This is a genomic window from Collinsella sp. AM42-18AC (assembly GCF_003467965.1).
In the GTDB taxonomy this organism is placed as follows: domain Bacteria; phylum Actinomycetota; class Coriobacteriia; order Coriobacteriales; family Coriobacteriaceae; genus Collinsella.
On record NZ_QSFY01000012.1, the window covers coordinates 1 to 19,169 of the forward strand.

Sequence of the window (19,169 nt, forward strand, 5' to 3'; positions counted from 1 at the left end):
CTATTTATTCAGTCCAAGTTTCGGGGCGCAGTTCAAGGCACCTTTTGTGGTGGTTTTTTATTGCTCCACCATTCAGTTCGTACTCGAACCCGGTTCTTTACGAGAAAGGGTTCGGATACGTTTTTTGTTTATCGGAAATTCTACGGAAGGACTACTCGGAACGGTAAACAGGAACGAACAAAGGCAGGGTATCATCGTGGTGATGGTATCCTGCCTTTTGTTTTGCGGGATCAAGGTCGCTTTGTGCGAACTTGATCGCCACTTATATGGCGCATTGATGGCAATTGCTTCGTACGTGCATACCGGGAGCCTGTACACCTCTGGCAAGGCGTAACACACTAGACTTTGTTCCAAAGTCCGTGTGCTAAGGGGGCAGGCACCTTAGAATTCCTGTGGAGTGTGTACGCACGTACGCAGGAAAACGGCAAAATTTCGCTATATTAGGGCGTTCTTTCATTGGAGAGTATGGTATACACGGCTTAGTTCAACAAATAAGAATTTATACATAAAGGAGGATATTGATGAAACTGTTTTTATGTTCTCACTTTTCAAGTGTAGAAAGTCTGATAAAGGAAGAAATTGAAAATAAAAAAGTCGCATTTATTCCAACAGCTTCGCTGCGTGAAGGCTACACCGGTTATGTCGGCTCGGCTCGAAAATTATTCAAAAAGTTGGGAGCAATCGTAACTGAAATTGATATTTCAACGGAGGCTTATTCAACGATACAGTCTCTTTTTGAAGATGCGGATGTGATCTATTTTACCGGCGGAAATTCTTTTTTCCTTATAGACCAGCTCCGTAAAACGGGAACGGATGAGCTGTTGAAGAAAGAATTGGCAAAAGGAAAACTGATGATTGGTGAATCGGCAGGTGCGATTGTATGCGCTCCAAGCATCCAATATATCGAGCAAATGGATGAAAAGCCGGAGGACTACTCACAAGAAGATGATTCAGGGCTTAATTTGATTGATTTCTATGTTCTTCCGCATTATCTTACAGCACCATTTAAGAAAGTTACCGAGAAAATAATGGCTGAGTTTTCGGATTTGAATCTATGCCCAATTAACAACCGTCAGGGAATTGTAATTGATGGTGAAGGTTCAAAGGTAATTTGCAAAGACTAATTTGAAAATTCCAGTTTGCTGTACTCGTTCCTAGCAGGGTTTGGGGCAGGCACGCTCCAACAAGAAGCTGTCCCAAAGGGGCAAGAATGGGGACTGCGGACGATTTCTTGGACCGTTACGCGGCCCTTCCCAGCGCGGAGCGGAACTCGGCCGGCGTGCGGCCACCGAGCGCATCGCTGCGCCTCTCCGTATTGTATCGACCGATCCAGCCCCCGAGCTCCTCGATGAAGCGGGCGGGGGTCCAGTCCGACCAGTCCCTGCCGTGCCAGAACTCCTTCTTGAGCAGGCCGAAGAAGCCCTCCATCGCCGCGTTGTCCGGGCTGCAGCCCTTTGCGGACTGGATTGGCTACACTGATGTGGACAGTTCCGGGAGGGGCGCAAGAGACGGGAAGGCCGTGTGCGCGTTCCTGCGCGAGGGCCGCGGGGAGGGGGTGCCTGGGTACGGCGCCTGTCAACTCGGTCTACGTCTTTGATGACCGGGTCGTACTCAATATCAACTTCACGGATGATGCCAAAACGGTCACCCGTGAGGAAGTGTTGGGTTCGAGTGCTATGGACAATGTTCCAGCATGCTGGGATCGAACTCGCTAGCCGGAATCACACGGTACCCGTGACGCAGCAGCAGATCGACAAAAACGCCGTTGCCCGCGGTAAGCATGCCGCTAAAGGTGCCATCGTAGACGCGACCCGCACCGCACGAGGGGCTACGGTCCTGTAAGACGCACGCAGCTATCTCGGACGGGCCGCCCGCCTGCTCGCACATATCGAGCGCGCGCTCTGCACCAAGGCGAAATTCGCGACCAACCGACACGCCCTCGCAGGTACGAACCTCGCCGTTTACAATCTCGGACGGCCTGCGCGGTGTGGGCAAGCCACCAAAGACTTCGGGGCACACCAGCAGGACCTCGGTCCCTGTGCGTTCGCACGCTTCGACCAGCTCGCGATGGTAGTTATCGAGCCCGTTATACTTGCAGCTCTCGCCCATCAAGCAGGCACTCACCACGATCTTCATTTGCATCTCCCTCAAGCAGAACGCCCCATTTGAGACTTACACTCAAATGGGGCGTCGATATTTACTGTCCCGAAGGCAACGTTACTGCTGCTTTGGCATCAGCGGATTCTCGCGCGTGAGGAGATTCATGAACTCCTCGCCCGTAATCGTCTCCTTCTTGTACAGATAACGAGCCAGCTCGTGGAGCTTAAACTTGTTCTCCTTAAGAATCTGCAGGGCGCGGTCGTGCGCATCCTCGATCAGTTTGGCGACAATCGCGTCCACGCGCTCGGCCGTACCGGGGGCGCAGGTAAGCGATGTGTCCTGGTTCAAGTACGCATTCTGAACAGTACCGAGTGCCATCATGCCAAACTCGTCGGACATACCAAAGCGCGTCACCATGTTGCGGGCGAGCTTGGTGGCCTGCTCGATATCGTTGGCCGCGCCGGTCGTCATCTCGCCAAAAATGAGCTCCTCGGCGGCACGTCCACCGCAGTAGACGGCAAGCTTGTCCAACACCTCCTGGCGTGTGGTCAGGAAGCGCTCATCCTCCTCGACCTGCATGGTGTAGCCCAGAGCACCGCTTGTGCGCGGCACGATGGTGATCTTCGTGACCGGCGCAGAGCCCTTCTGGCGAGCGGCAACGATGGCATGACCGATCTCGTGGTAAGAAACGACCTGCTTCTCGTGGTCAGACAGCACCGTGGACTTACGCTGCTGACCAGCGATGACGACCTCCACCGACTCCTCAAAATCGTCCTGCGTAGCGCGCTTGCGACCCTCGCGGACGGCACGCAGGGCGCCCTCGTTGATGATGTTAGCCAAGTCGGCACCCGAGGCGCCGGGCGTGGCGCGGGCAATCGCCGTCAGGTCAATCGGAGGCTGCGTCTTCACGCTCTTGGCATGCAGCTCGAGGATGTTCTTGCGGCCGGTCAGATCGGGCAGCTCAACGGGAATGCGGCGGTCAAAGCGGCCGGGGCGCAGCAGAGCGGGATCGAGGCTGTCGGGACGGTTGGTAGCAGCGAGGACGACGATACCCTTGTGGTTATCGAAGCCGTCCATCTCGGTCAGCAGCTGGTTGAGCGTCTGCTCGCGCTCGTCGTTGCCGCTAAAGCCGCCGCCGTCGCGCTTCTTACCGATGGTATCGATCTCATCGATAAAGACGATACACGGGGCCTTTTCCTTGGCCTGCTTAAACAGATCGCGCACCTTGGCAGCGCCACGGCCGACAAACATCTCGACGAACTCAGAACCAGAAATACTAAAGAACGGAACACCAGCTTCGCCGGCCACAGCCTTGGCAAGCAGGGTCTTACCAGTGCCCGGAGGGCCCACAAGAAGAGCACCGCGCGGCAGCTTGGCACCGATCTCCTCGTAGCGCTGCGGCTTCTCCAGAAAGTCAACGACCTCCTTAAGGGATTCCTTGGCCTCTTCCTGGCCGGCGACATCCTTAAAGGTCACGCCCACGTCCTTGGAGGCGATCACGCGCGCGCCGGACTTACCCAGTCCACCGCCACCAAAACCACCGCCGCCAAAGTTCATCGACGGGCCGTCATCGCCCATGGCCTTCTTCATGCGACGATTGAGCCACCAGCCAATCAGGAAGAAAATCGCCATGGGAAGGATAAGCGTGAGCAGGTAGTAGGTCATAAGACCCGAGTTTTTATCGGGAACGACCGACTCCAGGGACGCACCGGATTCAAGCACGCGATCGGTAAAACCCGCATCATTCGGCACACCGGTTGTCTTGTAGGCGATGTTCTCGTCCTCGCCCTTCTTGGTGTAATAAATGGTGTAATCGTCGGTATTGTATTCGACCTTATCGACGCTCTTCTTATCGAGCGCTTTGACAAACGTCGAATAATCGGTCTTCGTAATCTGCTGCGTGTGACCGATGTTGGGGAACAGAACGGTCGAGAGCACGAGGTAGACAACGAAGGCGATGAGCACGTAGAGGATCATATTCCGTCTACGTTTGTTGTCATCCATCTCCATCTGCTTGAACTCCATCTACAGGGGTTGATAATGCTATCTAGAATACCCAACAAGGACGGCGATAAACCGGCGCCGGGCACGAAAGGACAGAGATGGCATCACTGGAAGTCGGCAAGGTTCAGATCTACACGGGCGACGGCAAGGGCAAAACCACGGCCGCCTTGGGGCTGGCTTTGCGCGCCACGGGTTATGGGCTCGACGTACTCATGCTGCAGTTTGCCAAGAAGCTGCACTGCGCCGAACACGATGCCGCGCCGCGCCTGGGACTGCGCATTGTACAGGCCGACCGTGACACGCCCGAGGCTTGCGCCGCACAGATCATGGAGCTTGCACGCAAAAAGATCTCTCAGGTCGACGTGCTCATTCTGGACGAACTCGGCGAAGCAATGCGCCGAGGCTTTGTGACGCGCGAGGATGTCGAAGCGCTGATCGCGATAAAGCCCGCCACCACGGAGCTCGTGCTAACCGGCCGCGGACTGCTGCCGCTGGCCGACCTCGCGGACCTGGTCACCGAAATGCGCCCCGTCAAACACTACTTCGACGAAGGCCTCCTAGCCCGCCAAGGCATCGAATACTAAATGATCCGAAGGGGACGGAGGAAAACGGATCATTTCGCCTTATCGCAGGTCCAATGATCCGTTATCCTCCGTCCCCTTCGGATCATTAGGCGGTGGCGCGGCCGAGCCAGTTGCCGCTGTGGTGGTAGATGGTGAACATCGTGGCCGTGATGAGCCAGGTTACGGGGTAAACCAGCAGCAGGTGCTCAAGCGACGGATCGAACGGCATAATCGCAAACACCCAGATCACCCTGAGCACGACGGTGCCAAAAATCGTGAGCAGCATGGGCTGCAAGCTCACGCCGGCGCCGCGAATGGAGCCCGACGCGTTTTCGATAATCGAGAAGATTGCGTAGAACGGCGCGATAAAATGAAGAATCGTCGTGGTGTACGCCGAAATCGAAGCATCGTCGACAAACAGACGCGACAACGGACCCGAGAACACCAGCAGCACGGCAGACAGGCCACCAATGAGCATAAACGACAGCATGAGCGACGTATGGTAGCCCTTGCGCATGCGCTCGTAGTTGCGCGCGCCAAAGTTCTGTGCCGAGAACGTGGTGATCGAAACACCAAGCGCCTCGGTAACCATCCAGACAATGCCATCTAAGCGGCCCGAAAGACCCCACGCCGTGGTGATATCGGCACCAAACGAGTTGACCGACACCTGAATCAAAACGTTGGAAATCGAATACGCAGCAGACTGAAAGCCAAGCGGCAGACCACACGAGATCATGGTCTTACAAATTCCAGGATCAATACCGAGTTTGGACAGTGAAAGCCGCCACGCACCCGGTGCGTGCATCATACGAATCACGATCATCGTGGCGTTGGAGCAAATGGTCAGCGCCACCGCAATGCCGCAGCCCAGAGCCTCCATATGAAGCACGGCAACGAAGATTACATCCAGCACCGCATTAACAAGGCAGCCGGAAGCGATGATCACAGCAGGCCCGCGCGTGTCGCCCACGGCGCGCAGCAGTGCCGTTCCCATATTGAGCAGCAGTGCCGCAACCATGGCGGCAAAATAGCAACGAGCATAGGCCACGCCCTCGGCCAATAGTTCATGCGGCGTGTTCATAAGCACCAGCATGGGCTCAACGAACACTATGCCAAGAATCGAGAAAACGATACCGCCCACCAGCGCGAGCGTCATGGCCGTATGGACCGAACGACTCAGTCGCTCATCATCGTGCTGGCCAAAATACTGACCGGTAATGACCGCGCAGCCGGCGCCGACGCCAACGCAAAAGCCAATGCAGAGCTCGGTGAGCACCATCGTGGCTTGAATGCCACCCAGTGCGAGCTTGCCGCCAAACTGACCGACGATATAGGTACCGATAAGCGTGTAGGCCTGCTGAAAAAACGAACTAAAAAAGATGGGAACGCACAGCGAAAGCAGCTGCTGCCAAATAACACCCTGCGTTACATCGATAGCCGTAGATTTCTTAGCCACACGCCCTCCCCACCAGCATATGTCAAACAACAAAACGGCACTTTAAAACGAAAGCCAAAACCAGCTTAGCACCGACCGACGTCGGCCGAAACGTCCCGAACCAGAGCCCGGTGCGAAATATCTGCCTAGTGATACAGCCCCGGCTGGTAGTGGTACTCGTTGCTCACATGCGGGCACAGTTGCCAAAAGGCGACGGCACTCGCAGCGGCAACGTTGAGTGAATCGACCCCGTGCGCCATCGGAATGCGCGCGGCTCGGTCGCAGCCGGCAATGGTCTTGGTGCCCAAGCCGGCACCCTCGGTACCCATAAAGATCGCTAGGCGGTCAATCTCCTGCAGCACGGGATCGTCCAGCGACACCGAATCATCTGTCAACGCCATGGCGGCACACGAAAAGCCGGCATCGTGCAGCGCCGCCAGCCCATCATGCGGCCATACGCGCGCCTCGCTGCCAATGCGCGTCCAGGGCACCTGGAACACCGTGCCCATGCTCACGCGGGCCGAGCGACGGTACAGCGGGTCACAGCAAGTGGGGCTCACCAAAATGCCATCGACGTTCAGCGCAGCCGCCGAGCGGAAAATCGCGCCGACATTGGTGTGGTCGACAATGCCCTCGAGGACGCACACGCGCACCGGGCGCTCACCCGCCGCCTCGACGACGCCACTCAAGAACTCGGCTACCGGAATCTGGCGTGGACGACGGAATGCCGCGAGCGCACCGCGCGTCACGTTAAAACCCGTCAGCTGCTCCATGAGCTCCATGGAGGCAACGAACACAGGAACCGGACCCGCGCCCTCGCGCACAACCAGGCGCTCAAACAGCGGCATCATCTGATCGAGCCAGCGTTCGCCCAAAAGAAAGCTCACCGGCTCGTATCCGGCGCGAACCGCACGCTCGATGACCTTGGCGCTCTCGGCGATAAAAATGCCCTTCTGCGGCTCCAGCACGCAGCGAAGCTCACGCTCGGTCAGTCGCACGTAGGCATCGAGCCGCTCGTCCTCGAGCGAATCGATTCGCAGCACCTCAACGGCATCAGTCATAGCAGCCAGCCCGCACCCTTCTTTACAGCACATCTATACCAAACGAGGCGACGCTAAGCGCCGCCCCATGCATTCAATCAACCCGATGATACCGTTCACGCCAGGCGATTTATGCCTCAACGCGACGATACGTCACGAACTCATAATCGAGACCCTCGTCACCCTCGCCCGAGGCAATCGTGGCAACCCCGCCACGCCGCGCAATCTCCCACGCGGGATCGGCGTCCAAGTCGGGAAAGTACGTGTCCACGGGATGGACGCAGTGGTTATGCGTGACCTCGGCCTCCACGCAGCACGGCAAAAACTGACGATACACCTCGCCGCCGCCGATCACCCAGGCAACGGGCTCATCGGCAACCGCGGCGAGCGCCTCGCCGATACTATGCACCACGTCGACACCTTCGGGCGAAAAATCCTCGTCGCGCGTGAGCACGATATTGCGACGATTCTTGAGCGGACGCCCGCCGGGAAAACTCAGCAGGGTCTTGCGCCCCATAATAACCGGGCAACCTTTGGTGCACGCCACAAAATGGCGCATATCGGAGCGATTGGACACGACCATGTCACCCTCGCACCCAATACCCCAGTCATCGCACACGGCGACAATGGCAGAAAGCTTACACGTCATGCGCGTCACCTACACCGCAATGGGGATGTTCTTGACCTGCGGGCCGTGCTCATAGCCCTCGACAATCAGGTCGTCGGTCGTAAACGCATAGAAGTCATGCACATCGGGGTTAAGCGTTACCTTAGGCGCGGCAAACTGCGGACGCTCGATAAGCTCCCGGACGATATCGACATGACGGTCGTAAATGTGGGCATCGGCAATCACATGCAGCAACTCGCCGGGAATCATATCGACCGACTGCGCGACCATCATCAGCAAAATGGCGTACTGGCACACATTCCAGTTGTTCGCAGCCAAAATGTCCTGGCTGCGCTGGTTGAGAATCATGTTGAGCGTCGGTTTATCATCCTGCGGGCGCTGCGTCACGTTATACGTCACGCTGTAGGCGCACGGATACAGGTGCATCTCGGACAGGTCGCTAAACACGTAGGTATTCGTCATAATGCGGCGGCTGTACGGCGTATTCTTGAGGTCGTACAGCACACGGTCCATCTGATCGAAGTCACCCTCGGCATAATGGCTCTTCTGCCCAATCTGATACCCGTAGGCCTTGCCGATGGAGCCGGTCTCGTCGGCCCACTCATCCCAAATATGACTGTTGAGGTCATGCACGTTATTGGACTTCTTTTGATAGATCCATAGGATCTCATCCATGGCAGATTTGAGGGCCGTGCGACGCAGGGTAAGCGCCGGAAACTCCTCACGCAGGTCGTAGCGGGCCGTGACGCCAAAGTTTTTAATGGTATAGGCAGGGGTGCCGTCCTCCCACACCGGGCGGACCTTTTGGCCCTCGGTAGTGGTGCCATGGTCCAAAATATCGCGGCACATGGTTACAAACTGTTGATCAGCCTTGCTCATTGACCCTCCTGTCAGTTGCCTATAAGCGAGATTCATTGTAGCCCAGGCACATGCGGCCCCACAGCCCAAACATAAGCCCACAATTTCTGGCATATGCCAGAAATTCATTGCATAAATCTGCGCGTTCGCTATTCTATTGTTGACATATGTCAGATAAGGAGAGCACATGGCAGGAAGACGCGAAAAACTGCGCCGCGTCGGGATCATCCCCGAATACCGCGGCTTTACCCCTGACGGCCTAGCCAGCGGAGACGCCATCGACATGACGGTCGACGAACTCGAGGCGCTGCGCCTGTGCGACCTGGAAGGCCTTAACCAAGAGGCAGTCGCACAGCAGATGGGTATCGCGCGCGCCACGGTGGCGGCTATTTGCAGCCGCGCGCATCGCAAGGTGGCAAACGCGTTGGTCAATGGTCGGGCGCTCATCATCGAAGGCGGCAATATTGCGTACTCCCCCATTACCACGGCAACGGCCGTATGGCCAGCAAAGGAGGTCAACACCATGAGGGTGGCAACCACGTACGACAACGGCAACATCTTTATGCACTTTGGCCGCAGCGAGCAGTTCAAGATCTACGACATTCAGGATGGCAAGGTACTCAACGAGCAGGTCGTGGGCACCGACGGCACCGGCCACGGTGCCCTTGCGGGCCTGCTCGCCAACGGTGGCGTGGACACGCTCATCTGCGGCGGCATCGGCGGTGGCGCCATCAACGCGCTTGCCCAAGCCGGCATCACGGTGTACGCAGGAGCTCAGGGCAGCTGCGACGCTTGTGTCGAGGCCCTTATCGCCGGAACGCTCGCACAGAACGGCGAGGCCACGTGCGGCTGCCACGGCCATGATCACGACCACGCCCACGAACATGGCGAGTCCTGCGGCTGCCACGGCCATCACGAGCACGAGGGCCACGAGGGCTGCGGATGCCACTAACGGCACGGCACCGCGAGCTCGGGGCGCGATACTGAACGCAATCCAACAATCAAAGCCAACAACAAAGGCCACCCGGTAGCTTCCGAGTGGCCTTTGCCATATCAAGCTGGAATTACAGCTCTATTTCTTATTACGCATCTGCGCTTCCATCTGGCGCAGCAGCTCCATATCGGACTTGGGACCGCCCGTACCCAGGCCGCCCATGCTGCCCAGACCCATAGCGTCCAGGCCAGGGATATTGGGCATGCGCATCTTCTTGCCCTTCTTGCCCTTTTTGCCCTTCTTGCCGCCGGCCTGCGCCTGATTGGCCATCGTGCGCATGCGTCCCATCATCTTGTTCATCTCGCCCCACTGCTTCATAAGGCTGTTGACCTCGGTGGGGGTCACGCCGGCGCCCTTGGCAATGCGAGCGCGACGCTGGCCGTTGATGATGGAGGGGCGCAGGCGTTCCTCCTTGGTCATCGACATAATGATGGCCTCGTTCTTGTCGAAGATGCCCTCGTCCAGGTTGCCGCCCATCTGGTTGAGCGCGCGCTGGCCACCGGGGAGCATGCCGAGAATGCCCTTCATGCCGCCCATCTTCTTAACGGCTTTCATCTGGTCCAGCATGTCGTTCATGGTAAAGCCCTCGCGCAGCATGCGCTCGGCGGCCTCAAGCTGCTCGGCATCGGCTGCCTCCTGGGCCTTCTCGATAATACCGACGACGTCGCCCATACCCAGAATACGCTTGGCCATGCGATCGGGATAGAACGGCTCCAGCGAATCGGGCTTCTCGCCCATGCTCACGAATTTGATGGGCTTGCCGGTCACCTGGCGCACGGAAAGCGCGCCGCCGCCACGGGCATCGCCGTCGAGCTTGGAGATGATCACGCCGTCAAAGTCGGTGCGCTCGGCAAACGTCGAGACCACGTTGACGATATCCTGGCCGGTCATGGCATCGACGACCATCAGCACTTGATCGGGCTTGACGGCCTTCTTGATGTCCACGGCCTCCTGCATCATCTGCTCGTCGATCTGAAGACGTCCGGCAGTATCGACGATGACCACGTCACGCAGGTGGTCGACGGCCTCCTGGATGGCGCCCTTGGCGATGTCGACCGGGTGCTCGCCGTCACCGCGGAAGACCGGCACGCCGATCTCGCCACCGAGCGTGGCAAGCTGGTCGGCAGCAGCGGGACGGTAGACGTCGCACGCGGCGAGCAGCGGCGAGCGGCCCTGCTTCTTGAGCAGGTAGGCAAGCTTTACGGCAGCCGTGGTCTTACCGGAGCCCTGCAGGCCCACGAGCATGATGACATTAGGAATGCGGTTACTAAAAACGAGCTTGCTCTCGGTGGAGCCGAGCATCTCGGTAAGCTCGTCGAGCACGATCTTGACGACGTTTTGCGCCGGCGACAGCGACTCCATGACCTCGGCGGTCATACAGCGCTCCTTGGTCTTGGCGACGAACTCCTTGACAACCTTAAAGTTGACGTCGGCTTCGAGCAGCGCCATGCGAATATCGCGCATGGCCGAGGTGATGTCGGCCTCGGTCAGCTTACCCTTGCCACGCAGGCGGTCAAATGTGTCGTTGAGGCGATCGCTCAGGGAATCAAACACTAGTCACTCCTTAATTGGACTCGCCCACCAGGGCGCGGCAGAAATCTTTGGCGTTAAACTCCTGCAGATCATCGACCTGCTCGCCCACGCCGATGCGAAGGATCGGGAGCTTGAGCTTCTCGGCCACGGCCATGGCTATACCGCCCTTAGCCGTGCCGTCCAGCTTAGTCATGATAATACCGTCCAGGCCCAGCGCCTCGTTAAACTCGAGCGCCTGGTTCAGACCGTTCTGACCAGTGGCGGCATCGATCACAAGCACGACCGAGACCGGCATGGGACCGGCGGCCATATTGGCGGCGCGCTTACGGGTCACATTGACCACCTTGGCGAGCTCGCGCATGAGCTCGGGGCTCGTGTGCAGACGGCCGGCGGTATCGATGAGCACCAGGTCGCTGCCGCGCCTGTCGGCCTCGTCGAGCACGTCGTAACAAACGCTCGCCGGGTCGGAGCCGCGGTCGCGCTTGATGACGGGAACACCGGCGCGCTGGCCCCACACATCGAGCTGCTCGATGGCGGCGGCGCGGAAGGTATCGGCCGAACCGATCACGACATTCTTGCCGCGGGAAGCCATGGCGCTCGCAATCTTGCCGACCGTCGTGGTCTTGCCGGCACCGTTGATGCCCACAAACAGCACGCAGCTCGGCGTATCGGAGAACGGATCGCGCTCGATGGGCACAAAGTGCTGCTCAAGCTGCTCGGCCAGAGCGCGGCGAAGCTGCGGAGCGGTCTTGAGGTTCTTCTTGGCGGCTGTCTCGCGCAGGTCATCGGAGACCTGAATGGCGACCTCGGCACCCATGTCACCCATAACGAGGGTGTCCTCAAGGTCCTCCCAAAAATCCTCGTCGACCTCGCCGCCAAAGTAGAAGACCTCGTTGAGGGCCTCGCGGCTGCGCTCAAGTCCGCGCGAGAGAGCGTCAAAGAATCCCATTATGCATTCACGACCTTTCCGGTTTCGCGATCGAGTTTTTGCGAGACGACGCGGCTGACGCCGTCGGCTTGCATCGAGACGCCATAGAGAACGTCAGCGTCCTCCATAGTACGGCGCTGATGCGAAATGACCAAGAGCTGCGTATCGGAACGCAACACGTCGAGCGCGCCGATGAGCTTGGACAGGTTGGCGTCGTCAAGTGCCGCCTCGACCTCGTCCAGCACATAGAACGGCACCGTGCGCGTGCGGTACACGGCAAAGAGCAGGGCGAGTGCCGTCAGACTCTTCTCGCCGCCCGACATGAGCATCATCTTGGTGATGCGCTTGCCGCGCGGCTGCGCCACGACCTCGATACCCGTCTCGGCCGGATGCTCAGGATCGGTCATCTCCAGATGAGCCTGGCCACCCGGGAACAGCATAGCGAAGATCTCGCGGAAGTTCGCGTCGACCTTCTCAAACGTCACAAGGAACGCCTTGCGCATCTTGCGATCAATAGCCACCGTGATCTTGGTGAGCGCCTTACGCGCGCTCTCCAGATCGGCCAGCTGCTCCTCGATGTAATCGGCGCGGCGCTTGAGCTGCTCGTACTCCTCCATGGCAACTTGGTTCACGGGACCAAGGTTGTTGATCTGGCGCACAAGCTGGTTGAGCTCGCGCTCGGCGGCATCGCGGTCCGTGGGCGCGGGAAGCATGAGCGCTTCCTCGAGTACCGTGTTGCCATCGGCGGTAATGGCCTTAATGGCGGCCTCTACCTGCACCTCGAGCTTGCCACGCGCGACCTTAAACTCGTTTTGCGTGGCGGTGGCGGTATCGACCTTCTCCTTAGCGCGGGCAACCTCTGCCTTGGCATCCTCGATGGTCTTCTTGAGCGAAGCGGAGTCCGCCTCCTCCAGAGAGGCCTGGTCACGCAGACGCGCTGCCCAATCCGACGCGCGCTCCAGCAGGGCCGAATAGCGCTCGTGCATGGGATCGACGCGCAGGCGCAGCAGCTCGAGTGAGCGCGAGGCCTGGCGTGTTCCGCGGATACGGCGGTCGATGCCCTCCAGGCGATGCTCCAGATCGGGCACGCGGCCCTTCAGAGAACGAAGGCGCTCGCTCGTCTGGGCCAGGCGGACCTTGGCATCGGCGAGCTTGCCGGCGGCCTCGGAATCGTCACGGCGAACGCGGTCGAGTTCGTCGTTGGCTTCGGCAATCTGAAGGCCAAGATCGCTTGCCTGCGCTCGGGCCTCGTCACGCGAGCGGGTGAGCTCGTCCACGCGCGGGCGCGCAGCGCGAACGGCCTCGGCGGCCTGCTCGCGGCGCTTGGAGATGCGCACGCGCTCGACCTCGGCGTTGTTGGCGCTTTGCTCCAGGCGGCCAATCTCGGAGAGCAGCGAGCGGCGCTCGCCCTCAAGACGGGCGATCTCGCCGGCGGCATCGCCCTCAGCGGCACGCGCCTCTTCGACGGCCGCATTGGCCTCGACGACCTGATCCGACACATGCTCAAACACAGCAGCCAGATCGGGCTCCAGGCCCTCCAGCTCGCGAATGCGACGCTTGCGCTCCAAGGCACCCGACGCCTCGCCGGCGTCGAGGCCCACACGCACCAGGCCGCCGCAGGCGACGCGGGCGCCATCGGGGGTCACGTAAGTCACGCCGTCAACGACAGGCGCGGCCAGCGCAGCCGCCAAGTCGTCGACAACGTAATAGCCGCCGAGCAGCGCCTCGACAACCGGGCCATAGCCGGCGCGTACGGACAGGCGATCGACCAGGCGGGAACCGGCAGCGCCCTTAGCGGCAGCAGAGGCGCTCGCACCGCGCGCCACCAGCAGCGCCTCGCCCGAGGCCTTCTTCTGGTCCAGAGCGGCACGACCGGCACGCTCAAGCGCGGACGTATCGTCGAACAGCAGCGCATCGATATCGCCGGCAAGCAGCTGCTCCACCAGACCCTCGAGCTCACGAGGGGCCTCGAGCACGTCGCCCAGACGACCCGAGACATCGTCGCCCAGTACACCCACCAGACAGCTCACGAGCGGCGAGCTGTCGGCCATGCGGGCATCGAGTTTCTTTTGGCTAGCAAGCTCCGAGCGCACCTCGGACAGTTTGTTGCGCGCCTCGCTCTCGCGGGCACGCAAGTCCTTAAGGGCTGCACGGGCGACCTCGGTAGCCTCGCGCGCATCGTTCTGGGCCTGACGAGCCGCCTCAAGGGCACTCTCAAGCTCCTCAGCACGGTCGCGACGGCTATCAAGCGATGCTGTAACCTCCTCGAGCTGTTCATCAATCTGCTCCAGGCGCGAGGCGTACATGTTGTCCTCGACCTCGGCGTTGCTCAGCGAGTCCTTCACCTTGGCGAGTTCGAGCGCCGCGTTATCGGCCACACGCTGCACATCGCGTTGCTCACGCGTAAGCTGCGAAATCTGATTGTCGAGCGCCACGCGCCGCTCGTGGAGCTCAGCGGCGGCAGGACCAGCGGCGTCAACGTCCTCCTGGGCCTGCATGTGCGCGCCGGTCACTTCCTCAAGCTGTGCACGCGCGTCCTCGAGCTCCTCGACCACGCGACGACGCTGATGCTCGGAGCTCGAGATCTGGCCACGCATGTCGGACAGGCGCGACACCATGTTGTGGCCCTTTTCCTCGAGCAGGCGCATATCGGAGTTAATGCGGCCGACCACGTCTTGCATATGGCGGCGCTGCTCGCCCAGGTCGCCCACAAACAGGCCCTTTTCCTCGAGCATAACCTGGAGCTTCTCGAGCTCGCGCTCCTTTTCGCCCATGCGGTACTGCGCAAGCTCCAGCTCGGCGGCGCCTTCCTTGGAGCGGCTCTCCAAGTCGTTCCACTGCGACTGCAGCGAACGAAGCTCGTCGACGGCCAGCATCTGCGTAAGTTCGTTCGCGCGCGAGGACAGCTCTTTGTACTTGCGCGCGCGATCGACCTGACGCTCCAGCGGCCGCAGCTGACGGGCGATTTCCTTATTGATGTCGCGGGCACGGGTCAAGTGCTCGTCCATCGATTTAATCTTTTTGAGCGCACGCTCCTTGCGGCGTTTGTGCTTGGAGATGCCGGCGGCCTCCTCGATGAGGGCACGGCGCTCCTCGGGGCGGCTCTGCAAAATGGCGTCGAGCTTGCCCTGGCTGATGATGGAATGCGTATCCTTACCCAGGCCCGAATCGTGCAGGATGTCCTGAATGTCCATCAGGCGGCACGGGCTCGAGTTGATGAGGTACTCGCTTTCGCCCGAGCGATACATGCGCCGGGTGATGGCGACCTCGTCAAAGTCGACGGGCAGCATATGGTCCGAGTTATCGAGCACCAGCGTGACCTCGGCGACACCCACCGGCTTGCGCGCTGACGAGCCCGAGAAGATGACATCCTCCATGGCCTGGCCGCGCAGCTGCTTGGCGCTCTGCTCGCCCAGGACCCACAGAATCGAGTCAGAGATGTTCGATTTTCCCGAGCCGTTGGGACCGACGATGACGGTCAGGCCCGGCTCAAACGTCATATGGGCGCGGTCGGCAAACGACTTGAACCCTTTGAGCGTGAGGGACTTGAGATACACGGTTCCTCGCTTAAACAGGCTTCTTGTTGAGAATCACGCCGTTGGTGGTGTAGCCCATGCGGTCAAGTGCCTCGAGTGCAGCGGCTCCCTCGGCTTCCTTCTTTGAGGAGCCGGAGCCGCGACCCTGGCGAATACCATCGATCAATACCACGGCGGTAAAGGTGGGCGCATGCGCCGGGCCCTCGGAGCCAACGAGCTTATACGCGGGAGGCTCATGGCCGTCTGCCTGCACGCACTCCTGCAAGAACGACTTGGGGTTCGCAGGATGCTCGGCACGCTCAGAGGCCAAATGGGGCTTAAGCGTACGGTGGATAAACTCCGCCGCCGCATCCCAGCCAGCATCCAGATACAGCGCGCCCACGAGCGACTCATAGACGTTCTCGAGCGCCGAGTGCAGGCCACGCGCGCCGGTACCGGTCTCGGAGGCACCAAAGATGATGATGTCGTCGATGCCCAGCTCATGCGACACCTCGGATAGCGTAGCGCCCGAGACAAGCGACACCTTCAGGCGCGTGAGCTTGCCCTCGTCAAACTCGGGATAGGACTCAAAGAGCGAACGGGCGACGACGGCGCCCAAAATGGAATCGCCCAAGAACTCAAGGCGCTCATAGCTGGCAGAAACCGGCTGGCCCTCGACTGCCGAGGGATGCGTAAGCGCCGCGCGCAGAAGCACCTTATTATTGAACTCGTGGCCCAGAATTTCCTGGGCACGCGTAAGTCGTTCAGACAAAGCCAAGACCTAGGCCTCCCTGGCGTTTTCAATCGCGTCGACGGCGTCGGCGACAGAGTTGAGCGAGAGCAGAGTCTCGTCATCGATCTCGAGGTTGAACTCGTCCTCGATAGCCGTAACCAGCTGCAGGCGCTCGAGCGAGTTGGCATCGAGATCGTCAAAGGTGGTCTCATCGCTAATTTCGGCAACATCGACGCCCAGAACGTCAGCAGCGACCTCGGCGATCTTGTCGAAGATTTCGGAGCGGTCCATAGCGCTTCCTCTCATAGTGCATGAATACCAAAAGAATGGTACCGCCCGGGCGGTACCAAGACACGGTTCTGATTCTACCCCACGAAGCAGGCCGCGAGGCACATAACAGCGCTCTAACTCGCTCTTACAAAACGATGCCGTCCATGGAGTTGGCGACATTCTCGACCAGCCCGGCGCGCACGGCTTCGGCCGCCGCAAGCGTACCGTTTTTAACAGCTTCGACCGAGGTGGCGCCATGGCCGATCAGAACCACGCCGCGCAGGCCCAAAAGAATCGCGCCGCCCTTGGCGTCGCCAGAGAGCTTGGCCTTTATCTCACGCATCTGCTTTTTAATGAGCAGCGCGGCGATCTTGGTGCCAAGCGAAGACATAAAGACGCCCTTGAGCTCCTGCAACAAAAACTTGGCAGCGCCCTCGGTGGCCTTGAGCGCAATGTTGCCCGACATGCCGTCGGCGACCACGACGTCAAAATTGCCCGACGTAAGATCGGTGCCTTCGCAGTTACCCACAAAGCCGGGAACGGCGGCTTTCATGGCCGGGAAGCAGGCCTTGGTAAAGTTGGAGCCCTTCTCGTCCTCGGTGCCATTGGCAAGCAAGCCCACGCGAGGATGCTCGATGCCCAGGACAACGCGGGCATAAGCGCTACCCATCTGGGCAAAACGCACCATGTCGTCCACCTCGACATCGGGGTTGGCGCCCATGTCGCACAGCACCGTCAGGCCGCCGGCACGATTGGGCAGCGCATTGGTCAAACAGGGGCGCACCGGCTGCTTCTTGCCTTCGGCCATATATCTAAACGGTGTGACGTAGGCGGTCGCGGCAGCGGTCATGGCGCCGGTGGAGCCGGCGGAGAAAAACGCGTCCGCGTTGCCCTTTTTGATGGCGCGGCAGGCAAGCACGATCGAGGACTTGCGCTTGGTCATCACGGCGCGAATGGGATCGTCATCCATGGCGATAACGTCGGGTGCCTCAAGAGCCTCAACACGTGCATGGGAAGCAGCAAAGGGATTGACAATTTCAGAGGGGCCAGCTGCCAAGACCTCGATATCGGGATCGGCGGCAAGCGCAGCCTCGATACCATCGAGAACAACCTGAGGTTTCTCGTCTCCGCCCACAACGTCTACACAAACGCGAACGTTACTCATATACATGCTCCTTATACAAAAATGGCCGACTCATTGAGCCGGCCATTGTGGTTCCATTTGGAACGGCATCGCATCCAGAGTATACCGTTACTCGGTAACGATAACCTCGCGGTCCTTGTAGAAACCGCAGCTGGGGCACACGTGGTGCGGAAGCTTGACAGCGCCGCAACGGGGGCACGTGGACTGAGCCGCAGCCGAGATCTTCATGTTGGCGGAACGACGGGTGTGAGTGCGGATACGACCCTGCTTTTGTTTAGGTACGGGCATAGTGACCTTCCTTATGAACTATCCAGTGTGGCGATTACGCGCAAGTAGCGATACTACCACAGTTTTACTCATCGAGCTTGAGATTCTTCAATGCTGCAAATGGATTTTCCGTGGCAGCAGCCCATTCTGCCTCTGCCTGGGCGGCGCAATCGCATTGCTCGACGTTGAGATTGCAACCGCAAGTGGGACACAGACCGCGGCAATCGGGCTTGCAGAGCACCACAAACGGCGTGTCCATAACGACCGCGTCATTGATGGGCTCACCCAGATCGACGATGCGGTCCTCACCCAGGAGCTCGTAGCCGTCCTCGTAGGCCTCGGGATCCTCGGGCTCCTCAAAGAGGTAGAACTCCTCGATCTCGCCGGCGATATCAAACGAGGCGGGCTCCAGGCAACGGTCGCACTCGCCGGTGGCGTGCGCGCGGACCATGCCCGTGAGCAAGACACCGGTACCGGCATTGGTAAAGACAACGTCGTAGTCGATGCCGTCCTGTAGCTGGTACTCCTTCTCGCCCACCGTGTAGGTGGCGACATCGACCTTACCGGTCAGCGGATACGAATCTCCAGGAAACTCGAGCTGCTCAGAAAGATCGACGGTAACGCTCGGGAACTCAGCCATTACCACTGACCATTCTGCTGGGCGGCACCCTCGTTGAGCTGCTGACGGCAACGGGTAACGGTGCCGGTCAGGCTCTTGAGGTTCTCCTCCAGGTGCGTAAAGACCTGCTCTGCGTAGTCCTCGGCAGCATAACGCGTCTCGCGCTCGTACTGCTGGGCACGATCACGGATGTCGTCGGCCTGCTGCTGCGCTAAGCGGACGATCTCCTGCTCACCGGCAATGGTGAGGGCCTGCTGCTGAGCGTCGGCGATGATGGAATCGGCCTGGGCGGCGGCGGAAGCCATAAGCTCCTCGCGCTCCTTAAGGATACGGCGGGACTTCTGCCACTCCTCGGGATAGCTCATGCGGATCTCGTCGAGGATGTTGAAGAACACGTCGGCGTCGATGACCTTGAACTGAGCGTTCTTGCCGAAAGGCGGCTTGGCTTCCTCGATCAGCCCTTCGAGCTCATCGACCAAGCTGACGATCCTATCGCCAGGAAAATTCTCGCCCGGCATCCGGTCTCCTTTCATAGGTA

20 protein-coding genes are annotated in these 19,169 nt (G+C 59.6%); 4 read left to right on the forward strand and 16 right to left on the reverse strand.

Annotation, left to right across the window (positions count from 1 at the left end; translation table 11 throughout):
- On the forward strand, positions 1-334 hold a 334-nt coding region (locus DW913_RS10185; RefSeq protein ID WP_233542032.1), incomplete at its 5' end, for a hypothetical protein.
- A 187-nt stretch (positions 335-521) separates the two neighbouring features.
- Complete coding sequence (locus tag DW913_RS07630; RefSeq protein ID WP_117798123.1) at positions 522-1,124, forward strand: Type 1 glutamine amidotransferase-like domain-containing protein; 603 nt, start codon at positions 522-524, stop codon at positions 1,122-1,124.
- A 115-nt stretch (positions 1,125-1,239) separates the two neighbouring features.
- On the opposite strand, the gene DW913_RS07635 is transcribed toward DW913_RS07630, so the two are convergent.
- The 3 genes from DW913_RS07635 to ftsH all read right to left on the reverse strand — a co-directional run bounded on the left by DW913_RS07635 (position 1,240) and on the right by ftsH (position 4,110).
- Positions 1,240-1,467, reverse strand: a complete 228-nt coding sequence (locus tag DW913_RS07635) for an IS3 family transposase (protein ID WP_369831449.1) — start codon at positions 1,465-1,467, stop codon at positions 1,240-1,242.
- Positions 1,468-1,674: 207 nt separating this feature from the next.
- On the reverse strand, positions 1,675-2,136 hold the full coding sequence (locus DW913_RS07645) for a DUF523 domain-containing protein (RefSeq protein ID WP_117798124.1): 462 nt from the start codon (positions 2,134-2,136) through the stop codon (positions 1,675-1,677).
- An 81-nt stretch (positions 2,137-2,217) separates the two neighbouring features.
- Entirely contained in the window at positions 2,218-4,110 is a 1,893-nt protein-coding gene (ftsH, locus tag DW913_RS07650) for an ATP-dependent zinc metalloprotease FtsH (RefSeq protein ID WP_198019956.1), read from the reverse strand.
- 92 nt (positions 4,111-4,202) lie between these two features.
- On the opposite strand from ftsH, the gene DW913_RS07655 reads away from it, so the two are divergent.
- On the forward strand, positions 4,203-4,688 hold the full coding sequence (locus DW913_RS07655) for a cob(I)yrinic acid a,c-diamide adenosyltransferase (RefSeq protein ID WP_117798125.1): 486 nt from the start codon (positions 4,203-4,205) through the stop codon (positions 4,686-4,688).
- An 85-nt stretch (positions 4,689-4,773) separates the two neighbouring features.
- Here the strand turns inward: DW913_RS07655 and DW913_RS07660 are convergent, their stop codons facing one another.
- The 4 genes from DW913_RS07660 to thyA all read right to left on the reverse strand — a co-directional run bounded on the left by DW913_RS07660 (position 4,774) and on the right by thyA (position 8,649).
- Positions 4,774-6,123: an MATE family efflux transporter gene (locus DW913_RS07660; protein WP_117798126.1), complete on the reverse strand. Its 1,350-nt coding sequence runs from the start codon at positions 6,121-6,123 to the stop codon at positions 4,774-4,776.
- A gap of 125 nt (positions 6,124-6,248) precedes the next feature.
- Positions 6,249-7,163, reverse strand: a complete 915-nt coding sequence (locus tag DW913_RS07665) for an RNA methyltransferase (protein ID WP_117798127.1) — start codon at positions 7,161-7,163, stop codon at positions 6,249-6,251.
- A gap of 109 nt (positions 7,164-7,272) precedes the next feature.
- Positions 7,273-7,791 carry a dihydrofolate reductase gene (locus DW913_RS07670; RefSeq protein ID WP_117798128.1) on the reverse strand — a complete coding sequence of 173 codons (519 nt, stop codon included), beginning with the start codon at positions 7,789-7,791 and terminating at the stop codon, positions 7,273-7,275.
- A gap of 9 nt (positions 7,792-7,800) precedes the next feature.
- Positions 7,801-8,649 carry a thymidylate synthase gene (gene thyA / locus DW913_RS07675; RefSeq protein WP_117629294.1) on the reverse strand — a complete coding sequence of 283 codons (849 nt, stop codon included), beginning with the start codon at positions 8,647-8,649 and terminating at the stop codon, positions 7,801-7,803.
- 166 nt (positions 8,650-8,815) lie between these two features.
- On the opposite strand from thyA, the gene DW913_RS07680 reads away from it, so the two are divergent.
- Positions 8,816-9,580 carry a DUF134 domain-containing protein gene (locus tag DW913_RS07680; protein WP_117798129.1) on the forward strand — a complete coding sequence of 255 codons (765 nt, stop codon included), beginning with the start codon at positions 8,816-8,818 and terminating at the stop codon, positions 9,578-9,580.
- Between the two features lie 120 nt (positions 9,581-9,700).
- Here DW913_RS07680 and ffh read toward each other — a convergent pair whose 3' ends face one another.
- The 9 genes from ffh to DW913_RS07725 form a co-directional block, all read right to left on the reverse strand.
- A complete protein-coding gene (ffh, locus tag DW913_RS07685) occupies positions 9,701-11,176 on the reverse strand; it encodes a signal recognition particle protein (protein ID WP_117798130.1) in 1,476 nt (491 codons plus the stop codon).
- A gap of 10 nt (positions 11,177-11,186) precedes the next feature.
- A complete protein-coding gene (gene ftsY, locus DW913_RS07690; RefSeq protein ID WP_117798131.1) occupies positions 11,187-12,104 on the reverse strand; it encodes a signal recognition particle-docking protein FtsY in 918 nt (305 codons plus the stop codon).
- Positions 12,104-15,640 carry a chromosome segregation protein SMC gene (gene smc, locus DW913_RS07695; protein WP_117798132.1) on the reverse strand — a complete coding sequence of 1,179 codons (3,537 nt, stop codon included), beginning with the start codon at positions 15,638-15,640 and terminating at the stop codon, positions 12,104-12,106. The genes ftsY and smc overlap by 1 nt, the downstream gene beginning before the upstream one ends.
- A 10-nt stretch (positions 15,641-15,650) precedes the next feature.
- Positions 15,651-16,376 carry a ribonuclease III gene (gene rnc / locus DW913_RS07700; protein ID WP_117637759.1) on the reverse strand — a complete coding sequence of 242 codons (726 nt, stop codon included), beginning with the start codon at positions 16,374-16,376 and terminating at the stop codon, positions 15,651-15,653.
- Between the two features lie 3 nt (positions 16,377-16,379).
- Positions 16,380-16,622, reverse strand: a complete 243-nt coding sequence (locus DW913_RS07705; RefSeq protein WP_055309519.1) for an acyl carrier protein — start codon at positions 16,620-16,622, stop codon at positions 16,380-16,382.
- Between the two features lie 124 nt (positions 16,623-16,746).
- Positions 16,747-17,766 (reverse strand): phosphate acyltransferase PlsX, encoded by a 1,020-nt coding sequence (gene plsX / locus DW913_RS07710; RefSeq protein ID WP_117798133.1) that lies wholly within the window; start codon positions 17,764-17,766, stop codon positions 16,747-16,749.
- Between the two features lie 87 nt (positions 17,767-17,853).
- Entirely contained in the window at positions 17,854-18,033 is a 180-nt protein-coding gene (rpmF, locus tag DW913_RS07715; RefSeq protein ID WP_022094017.1) for a 50S ribosomal protein L32, read from the reverse strand.
- A 64-nt stretch (positions 18,034-18,097) separates the two neighbouring features.
- Entirely contained in the window at positions 18,098-18,652 is a 555-nt protein-coding gene (locus DW913_RS07720; RefSeq protein WP_055309521.1) for a DUF177 domain-containing protein, read from the reverse strand.
- Positions 18,652-19,149 carry an ATPase gene (locus DW913_RS07725; protein WP_040358176.1) on the reverse strand — a complete coding sequence of 166 codons (498 nt, stop codon included), beginning with the start codon at positions 19,147-19,149 and terminating at the stop codon, positions 18,652-18,654. Before DW913_RS07725 ends, DW913_RS07720 begins: the two co-directional genes overlap by 1 nt.
- Positions 19,150-19,169 lie beyond the last annotated feature (20 nt).

Bases quoted from the DNA above. Each gene is read 5' to 3' on its own strand.
- ftsY (WP_117798131.1), bottom strand. From the start codon at position 12,104: ATGGGATTCTTTGACGCTCTCTCGCGCGGACTTGAGCGCAGCCGCGAG.
- DW913_RS07670 (WP_117798128.1), bottom strand. From the start codon at position 7,791: ATGACGTGTAAGCTTTCTGCCATTGTCGCCGTGTGCGATGACTGGGGT.
- DW913_RS07725 (WP_040358176.1), bottom strand. From the start codon at position 19,149: ATGCCGGGCGAGAATTTTCCTGGCGATAGGATCGTCAGCTTGGTCGAT.
- DW913_RS07645 (WP_117798124.1), bottom strand. From the start codon at position 2,136: ATGAAGATCGTGGTGAGTGCCTGCTTGATGGGCGAGAGCTGCAAGTAT.
- DW913_RS07720 (WP_055309521.1), bottom strand. From the start codon at position 18,652: ATGGCTGAGTTCCCGAGCGTTACCGTCGATCTTTCTGAGCAGCTCGAG.
- DW913_RS07655 (WP_117798125.1), top strand. From the start codon at position 4,203: ATGGCATCACTGGAAGTCGGCAAGGTTCAGATCTACACGGGCGACGGC.
- DW913_RS07630 (WP_117798123.1), top strand. From the start codon at position 522: ATGAAACTGTTTTTATGTTCTCACTTTTCAAGTGTAGAAAGTCTGATA.
- rpmF (WP_022094017.1), bottom strand. From the start codon at position 18,033: ATGCCCGTACCTAAACAAAAGCAGGGTCGTATCCGCACTCACACCCGT.
- ftsH (WP_198019956.1), bottom strand. From the start codon at position 4,110: ATGGAGATGGATGACAACAAACGTAGACGGAATATGATCCTCTACGTG.
- plsX (WP_117798133.1), bottom strand. From the start codon at position 17,766: ATGAGTAACGTTCGCGTTTGTGTAGACGTTGTGGGCGGAGACGAGAAA.
- DW913_RS07665 (WP_117798127.1), bottom strand. From the start codon at position 7,163: ATGACTGATGCCGTTGAGGTGCTGCGAATCGATTCGCTCGAGGACGAG.
- thyA (WP_117629294.1), bottom strand. From the start codon at position 8,649: ATGAGCAAGGCTGATCAACAGTTTGTAACCATGTGCCGCGATATTTTG.
- DW913_RS07705 (WP_055309519.1), bottom strand. From the start codon at position 16,622: ATGGACCGCTCCGAAATCTTCGACAAGATCGCCGAGGTCGCTGCTGAC.
- DW913_RS07680 (WP_117798129.1), top strand. From the start codon at position 8,816: ATGGCAGGAAGACGCGAAAAACTGCGCCGCGTCGGGATCATCCCCGAA.